General features: G+C 54.7%; 7 protein-coding genes and 1 tRNA gene. 4 read left to right on the top strand and 4 right to left on the bottom strand.

Annotation, left to right across the window (positions count from 1 at the left end; translation table 11 throughout):
* The coding region (locus AAC035_RS17375; RefSeq protein WP_339806355.1) for an integrase core domain-containing protein at positions 1-92 on the top strand (92 nt) is incomplete at its 5' end.
* Positions 93-126: 34 nt separating this feature from the next.
* Here the strand turns inward: AAC035_RS17375 and AAC035_RS17370 are convergent.
* A complete protein-coding gene (locus AAC035_RS17370) occupies positions 127-1,389 on the bottom strand; it encodes a helix-turn-helix domain-containing protein (protein ID WP_339806354.1) in 1,263 nt (420 codons plus the stop codon).
* A 199-nt stretch (positions 1,390-1,588) separates the two neighbouring features.
* On the opposite strand from AAC035_RS17370, the gene AAC035_RS17365 reads away from it, so the two are divergent.
* Positions 1,589-2,290, top strand: coding sequence for a hypothetical protein (locus AAC035_RS17365; RefSeq protein WP_339806353.1), 702 nt, complete (start codon positions 1,589-1,591; stop codon positions 2,288-2,290).
* Here the strand turns inward: AAC035_RS17365 and AAC035_RS17360 are convergent.
* Both AAC035_RS17360 and AAC035_RS17355 read right to left on the bottom strand, forming a co-directional pair.
* Positions 2,284-3,516 (bottom strand): integrase arm-type DNA-binding domain-containing protein, encoded by a 1,233-nt coding sequence (locus AAC035_RS17360; RefSeq protein WP_339806352.1) that lies wholly within the window; start codon positions 3,514-3,516, stop codon positions 2,284-2,286. The two genes, AAC035_RS17365 and AAC035_RS17360, sit on opposite strands and share 7 nt — an antisense overlap.
* A gap of 194 nt (positions 3,517-3,710) precedes the next feature.
* Positions 3,711-3,787 (bottom strand) — tRNA-Arg (locus AAC035_RS17355).
* Positions 3,788-3,861: 74 nt separating this feature from the next.
* Between AAC035_RS17355 and AAC035_RS17350 the strand changes: the two genes are divergently transcribed.
* Together AAC035_RS17350 and AAC035_RS17345 are read left to right on the top strand one after the other, a co-directional pair.
* On the top strand, positions 3,862-4,569 hold the full coding sequence (locus AAC035_RS17350) for a TIGR04283 family arsenosugar biosynthesis glycosyltransferase (protein WP_339806351.1): 708 nt from the start codon (positions 3,862-3,864) through the stop codon (positions 4,567-4,569).
* Positions 4,566-5,234 carry a TIGR04282 family arsenosugar biosynthesis glycosyltransferase gene (locus tag AAC035_RS17345; protein WP_339806350.1) on the top strand — a complete coding sequence of 223 codons (669 nt, stop codon included), beginning with the start codon at positions 4,566-4,568 and terminating at the stop codon, positions 5,232-5,234. Before AAC035_RS17350 ends, AAC035_RS17345 begins: the two co-directional genes overlap by 4 nt.
* On the opposite strand, the gene AAC035_RS17340 is transcribed toward AAC035_RS17345, so the two are convergent.
* A partial coding sequence (locus AAC035_RS17340) for an insulinase family protein (protein WP_339806349.1) occupies positions 5,231-6,324 on the bottom strand: 1,094 nt, incomplete at its 5' end. The two genes, AAC035_RS17345 and AAC035_RS17340, sit on opposite strands and share 4 nt — an antisense overlap.

The following is a 6,324-nucleotide window of genomic DNA, read 5'->3' as shown; positions in this document are numbered from 1 at the left end:
CCACTCGCTGGCTCTGGCACTACAATCACGAACGACCCAATATGGGACTCGGAGGGATTACCCCTCAACAGAAGTTGGCCATGATGGCCTAAGGTCTACTTTTGAACCCCGTTAAAAATGGGGGGATTACCCTTTAGCGAGACGAATTTGGGTGCCAGTCGAATATTCGGCGCCGTCGTTGATCAATTCAACTGCAAAGCACCTGCAGCCGCGTAGTCCTGTGTTTGGGTTTTGAACTGATACTGGGTGATGCATGAGAAGCTTACCAGTTGAACCCCCCAAAAGTTGCGTCTTGATCAGCGTCAGAGTATTCGCGGCTATGAGCCACGCTATCTGATACATCAGATCTATGAGGAGATTGCAGGCCCGATTGCGGTTTTCGAATAATGCTTGAGGGACAATTTTTGACTTTACATGGGTATTAACAATTTCCAGATAGTAGACAAGTGTTCCGGCACCGAGGTCAGCTCGATGCTGTGTCAATATGGCCGAGGCAGCCATCTCTAGTTCGAACTGCAGCCTGTCCGCAATGCGGAAGGGCCGATCTTCCATTAGCGAGTCTCGAATCTCTCTGAGGTCCGCGATCTCAAAGTCGGGCGCTAATTGATTGAGGCTATTCTGCAATCGAGCTAATTCTGGCCGGTAGGTGGTTCGTGACTTTCTGGCTAGGTTTACAACCGAGTGAGCTTCAAACGTGAGGGGAAAGTTGCCTGGAATGGCAGCGTCTATGAGCCAAAGGTGACTTCTAACCGCAGCTTCTCTCCAGCGACTGTGGCCCAGGTTGAGAACAAAGGCGCTTCCGACTGTGCCGATAAGTTTTTTGCTCGATATTCCGGGGCAGACCTGCCTGATGTATCCCAGTTCTTTAAGCTTTGCAATATTGTTGCGAATGCTTTCATTACTCACGCCAACCTTCTCTGCCAGAAATGCCGTTCCAGCGCTATGGACAACACCCCCCTCATCTGCATATGACAACAGGACAGCCAATAGCACGCGAGCCGGCAGTTTCAGCTCATGTCTTCGAGTACCTGCAGCCGACTTCAGATCTGTGGTCAGCAAATCCTCAATCAGGTTCGGAAAATAGATTTTGACTTCAGCCCAAGCGATAGAGCCGAGCTTTTCCGTTATGCGGTATATGCGCTTGGGCCTACCTCTTGCTCCACTGAAATGGAGTTCAACAGAAAGGTAACCGTTCGCTTCAAGCTCGTTTAGAGCTTTTCCGGTCAGGCTACGTTTCAAAGTCAAAACTTTAGCAAATTGGTCAACTTTTAACTCTTTTGGGCTGATTGGAAGGCCAAATAAAATCCAGCGGAATACAAAATATTTTGTTCCAACGCTACAATTTTCAAGCGTAGCTCGCATAATTGAAACAGGATGAGCAGGATTCATTACTTTTTAACGTCCTAGTGATTACCTATAGGGCAAATTTAGAGGCTTATACAAGTGTACCGCTTGTATAACTGCAAGTGCTACCAATCAGTTGCTATTGTGTATTGACGCTAAGAATAAGAGATAGTAAATAGGAAGGTTTAAAGCCGCAGAAAAAAAGCAAGCAAACAACGCTTAAAACTACGTAGGATAACGATCGATGTACGAGGAGGAGTTACAAAAATACTTTGGCTGGCTAGAGCTAAATGACGCCAAAGACGTGGAATGGGCAATCAATTACCTGGTTCAAAGAGGCATTTACCCAACAAGGAATGTTACTGATCGCAATGTTCAGTTTTTGGCTTTCTTGGCGCTCGATATCCATTCGCGGATAAATCCTGATCGCGACGCTTTAATGCTTGATAGGATGAAAAAAGCGTATGGTTCGAAGCAGCGTCGGAAAGACCCCTCAAAAGTGTCGGTTACCTACGTGATGTCAAAAAAAGCGAAGGCCGCACTGAAACAGCTTGCGAAGGGTTCGAAAGAAATTCACGAACTTGAGAGACTGATTTTCGATGTGGAGGATGTCAAAAGGGAATGCAGGAATGAGCTGAAAGCCAAGAAGCAGGAGCTCGAAAGGAGATATGAGAAGAAGGAGCAGTCCTTGGCGCAGAAATACGAAAATGAGGCGTTGGTGAAGAAGAACGAAGAGTTGCAAATTGCGCTTGAGAGGGCCCAAACAGAGGCTAAAAGGAACGACAATTTTTACAAGGCTGCATTAAGGCGTGCGACAGAGCTCGAGGTTTCAGCCGGCATGCAGCATAGTTCGGTAGCTGTCCAGCTCACTGATGAAGAGCAACGGGAGGTTCAAAAGCGCTTTATTGCAAAGCTCAAACCTTCGAAGTCCAACAACTATCACTGAATTGATTTGCCCTTTAACCGGTCAAGGTAATCTGACCAGGCCTGCATCATTTCGCGCCGCTCCTCAAGCCTCGCTGAGCGATTGTAAGCCGCAGCTACCTGGTTACGCTGTTTGTGAGCCAGTTGAAGCTCAATTACCTCTGGCTGCCAGTTCTGTTCGTGGAGCAGGGTGGATGCTGTTGCACGGAATCCGTGACCAACCATGATGGAGCCATCGTAGCCCATCGATTTGAGGGCGACGTTAATCGTATTCTCTGACAGCGGCCGTTTCCGTTTGACTGACTCGAATACCAGGATCTGATGTCCGGTGATGGTCTTGAGCTCTTCCAGTATCTCGACGGCCTGGGTGGAGAGGGGCACGATGTGATCAGGCACCTGACCCGCTCTCTTGGCTTTCTGAGTACCTTTCATCCGCTTTCCTGGAACGACCCAAGTAGCTTTGTTCAGATCAATCTCGACCCACTCCGCGTTTCGCAGTTCGCCCGGTCGAAGGAACAGCATTGGCGCCAATTTTAAGGCTGCTCTGGTAGATGCATGCCCCCCGTAGGCATCGATTGCCTTGAGAAGCTTGCCTAGCTCATCCGGGGTGGTAATCGCGGATCTATGTCGTGTTGGGGTGGTTTTGAGTTGGCCTTTCAACGTGGCTGTGGGGTCTATCTCGGCGCGATCTGCCGCTACTGCAAAACGAAAGATCTCGCCGATGCGTTGCCGGATTCGATGAGCTGTTTCGTGTTTGCCCTGTTCCTCGATGAGCCTCAGTGCTTCCATAACGGTTGCCGGTTTGATGTCCCTGATTGGTAAGTGGCCCAGTTTAGGGAAGGCCCAGGTTTCAAGCCTTCTTTTCGCGACTTCCAGTGTGCTGTCGGCAAGTTCTCCTTTCTTGAGTTTGAGCCAGTCCTCCGCGACGGCTTTGAATGTATCCGTTTGCTCCTTTTTGGCGGCTTTCTGCTCCCTTTTGACCTCATTGGGGTCAATGTTGTCAGCAATCTGTTCCCGCGCCGTGGTCCGACGCTCTCGGGCTAGCTTCAGCGACACATCGGGGTAAACGCCGAGGGCAAGTGTTTTCTCTTTGCCGTCAAAACGGTACTTCATGCGCCAATACTTCCCGGACGGCTGAATGTCCAGGTAAAGTCCGGCTCCATCGGTGAGCTTGGTTCGCTTGCCGAATTTTTCGAACTTGGCGGATTGGACCTTTTTGTCGGTAAGGAGGTTTATAGGCCTGGACATGGCGTGGGCTCGAACTCTCATTGGGGGTACAAAATCTACTATAGCCGGGTGGATTTCAGTTTGCACCCCAGATGTGCCCCCAAAATGTGTAGACTCACGCGGAATATTACAGATCGATAAGGACACTGGTTTTCGTTAAACGGCTTTTAAAACAGCGGGTTGGGAGTTTCGGTGGATCGATGCGGAAGGGTAACTGGTACCCCCGGCAGGACTCGAACCTGCTACCTTCCCCTTAGGAGGGGGACGCTCTATCCAGATGAGCTACGGAGGCGCTGCGCACCGAAGGCCGGTATGATAACGGCCTGGGTGTCTCGCCTCAAGTTATCCTGGGTATGGAGTTCGAATTTGTCCGGTTCTGTTGTCGTCAGCGTAATTATTCCGGTTCTGCAGGAAGCGGCGACTATTGAGTCCCTGTTGCGATCGTTGTCTTGCTGGCGGGACCTTGGCCACGAAGTGATCGTGGTGGACGGAGGCAGTGCCGACGGCACAGCAGAGCTGGCCCGGCCCTTGTGTGACCGGGTGGTGGTTTCTGAAAAAGGCCGTGCCCGGCAGATGAACGCGGGTGCGGCGGCCGCTCGTGGTGACATTCTGCTGTTCCTGCACGCCGATACCCAATTACCCGCCGCTGCTCTTGATCATTTGCAGGCTTTTGCCGGCAGCGACCGGCATTGGGGGCGCTTTGATGTCCGTCTCAGCGGCCAGCGGCCCCTGTTCCGGCTCATTGCACTGATGATGAATTCCCGCTCACGCCTGACCGGCATTGCCACCGGTGATCAGGCCATGTTTGTGCGCCGGCAGTTGTTTCAGGATCTTGGTGGTTTCCGCAATATTGCCCTGATGGAAGACATAGAGCTTAGCCGCCAGCTGTTGAGGGCTGGCCGTCCCTTTTGTATTGCTGATCCCGTTGTCACTGACAGCCGTCGCTGGGAACAGCAGGGGCCCTGGCGCACCATCGTGCTGATGTGGCGACTGCGCTGGAAGTACTGGCGGGGAGTATCGCCGGATGAACTGGCCCGGCTGTATCGAGCCGACGTACGCCGGGGGCCGTCATGAGTCTCGCCATCTCGCCGGATTCGCCCGATCAGCGGCCAACTGCAGTCATCATTCAGTTCGCCAAATGGCCACAACCCGGTCGGGTGAAAACCCGGCTGATGCCCGCCCTGGGTGAGCAGGGAGCGCTGGATGCCCATATCCGGCTGACCTTGCAGGTGTTGGAAAACCTTACCGGCAGCGGTTTATCGGTCTGGTTGTACTGGGACCGTGAGCTGGCGGAGGCGCCCTCCCAGGCCCGCGATATTCTGGCCGTTGCAGATCGCCGGCAGATACCGCAGGGGGTTCAGGCCGGAAAGGACCTGGGCGAGCGAATGGTGAATGCTCTGGCGGAAGGCCTGTTGCAGGCGGACGTCGCCGTGATCGTTGGCTCGGACTGCCCATCGGTGGATGCCGGCTACCTGCATCAGGCCGTGACTGCACTGCAAACGGCCGATGTGGTGCTGGGTCCATCGGAGGACGGTGGTTATGTGCTGATCGGCGCCCGCAAAACCATTTCAGGCATGCTGGATGGCATCGACTGGGGTACCGATCAGGCGTATCAGCAGACGCTGGCCGCCCTGAGTAGCCGCGGGCTGGCTACCAGGTCACTGGCCACCCGGTGGGATGTGGATGAGCCGAAAGACTGGGAGCGATTTCTGGCCTCCAGTCTTCCGGCCGGTCTTTAACGCCCGATCGCCGGCTGTGTCCGCAGGCTATTGATGATCTCTGCAGGCGCCTCGGCACCATCCTGAGTGGTCACCAGCAGGCTTGCCCGATAGGACAGCATTGCATTCCTGTAGGCCGTCAGCAGATCGTCATGGCTGACCTGGCGCACCGCTTCCGCCAGTTGTTCACGGGAATCGAAAGTGTCCACGCTGCGGTCAATTTCCTGCCAGTAGCGTTGGGAGACTTGCGACAATTGGCGATCCTGCTCAAGCAGACGGCTGGTCACGGCCTGCTTTTCCCGTTCCAGCTCTGCCGGTGTCATGGCGGCCAGCGTGTTTTCAAAACGACGGCTGAAGGCGGTGACGGCGTTGTCAATGTCGTCGGCACTGGCTTCAGGAGATTGCACCACCAGGGCCAGGGCCGGGGTTTCCAGCATCTCGAAAGAGGTGGCGTAAACCACATAGCCAAGCTGGCGCTGGGTGCGGATTTCCTCATAGAAAGGGCTGCTGACAATCTGCGCCAGCAGGCGGTAAGTGGCACGGTCTGCCATGTTGGTGCTGGTGCCCTGGCTGTAGCGTACATAGCCGGTATCCGGGTGTGGCACCGGCATCACCACTCGGGTTTCCCCTTCCGGCAGCTGGCGGACCGCGCTGCGGCTGATGTCTGCGGGCTTCGTATCCTGTAACAGCAGGGCGCTGGCCAGCTGGGCGGTGTTCAGGGCGAAGGCCGGTGTGGCATTGCCATGAACCAGCAAGGTGGCGTCGGTCTGTCGGGTGAAGCGTCCGGCAAACTCCCGCAGGTCCGCCACCGTGATGTCGTTGGCAGCTTCCAGCTTCTCATCCGTGGTCCAGGCACCTTCAATCAGCGCGTCCTGCACCAGCGCCGCCGCCTGGCCCACCGGCCGTTCCTGCAGGCTGTTACGCAGGGCGTCGATGTACTGATTGCGGGCGATACTGAAACGCTGATCGGTGATGTGGGGCGCGGCCAGTTGCGACAGAATGCGCGACATCAGCACGGGCAGTTTGTCGTGGTAGCCACCGACACGCACAGTCAGCCCCCGCAGATGGGGGTACACCGAATAGTCCAGCCCGGCCATCTGGGCCGGGTAGG

The organism is uncultured Marinobacter sp., assembly GCF_963974375.1.
GTDB lineage: Bacteria > Pseudomonadota > Gammaproteobacteria > Pseudomonadales > Oleiphilaceae > Marinobacter.
Note: the sequence above shows the minus strand (reverse complement) of the source record. Positions and strands in the feature narration are given on the sequence as shown.

What these genes read in the sequence shown, in the direction of transcription:
- AAC035_RS17370 (WP_339806354.1), bottom strand. Translation starts at nt 1,389, where the DNA reads ATGAATCCTGCTCATCCTGTTTCAATTATGCGAGCTACGCTTGAAAAT.
- AAC035_RS17365 (WP_339806353.1), top strand. Translation starts at nt 1,589, where the DNA reads ATGTACGAGGAGGAGTTACAAAAATACTTTGGCTGGCTAGAGCTAAAT.
- AAC035_RS17360 (WP_339806352.1), bottom strand. Translation starts at nt 3,516, where the DNA reads ATGTCCAGGCCTATAAACCTCCTTACCGACAAAAAGGTCCAATCCGCC.
- AAC035_RS17345 (WP_339806350.1), top strand. Translation starts at nt 4,566, where the DNA reads ATGAGTCTCGCCATCTCGCCGGATTCGCCCGATCAGCGGCCAACTGCA.